At 35.0% G+C, this 606-nt stretch carries 1 protein-coding gene; it reads right to left on the bottom strand.

All coding sequences use genetic code 11. The features are described from left to right. A partial coding sequence (locus AC1DRF_RS31450) for an efflux RND transporter permease subunit (protein WP_477742755.1) occupies positions 1-506 on the bottom strand: 506 nt, incomplete at its 3' end. Between the last annotated feature and the right edge of the window lie 100 nt (positions 507-606).

Raw genomic sequence — 606 nt, 5'->3', positions numbered from 1 at the left:
GAGTTAATACCTTGAATTTTATTCAATTCAGGAATCACTTCATCGTTTAATACTTTTTCAAGATTTGCATCATCTTTCGCAAACAGTGAAATGTTGAAAATCGGGAATGAACCAAATGAAAAACGGTTTACGTCTACATTTGATGACCCTGGTAAATCTAATTCTTTTATCGACGAGTTAATTTGCTGTTCAACTTTATCTAAATCCGTATTAAACGGGAATTCTAAATTAATAATGCCAACGTTTTCATACGATACGCTTTGTACGCTTTTAATTCCTTCAATTCCTTTCACTTGGTCTTCGATTTTCGACGTGACGTTTTCATTTACGTCATCAGGAGAAGCCCCGGGATACGTTGCTTCAATGGACAGCTGCGGAAATTCGATATTCGGCAGTAAATCAATTTTTAGTTTTGAAAATGAATATAGCCCCGCTAAAATAAGTAAAAATGAAACAATAAACACAGCTACCGCATTTTTCAAACTAAATCTCGTCAAAAAATTCATCTTTTTCCTCCGTTACGTAGCTAAGTTATTTGAGAAGCCTTCATCTTGTAATAGCTGCAGACCCGTCTTAATTTTTCAACAATTTTAGAGTACCCACGGG

The sequence above is a fragment of the Priestia sp. P5_B4 genome (assembly GCF_056400385.1).
Note: the sequence above shows the minus strand (reverse complement) of the source record. Positions and strands in the feature narration are given on the sequence as shown.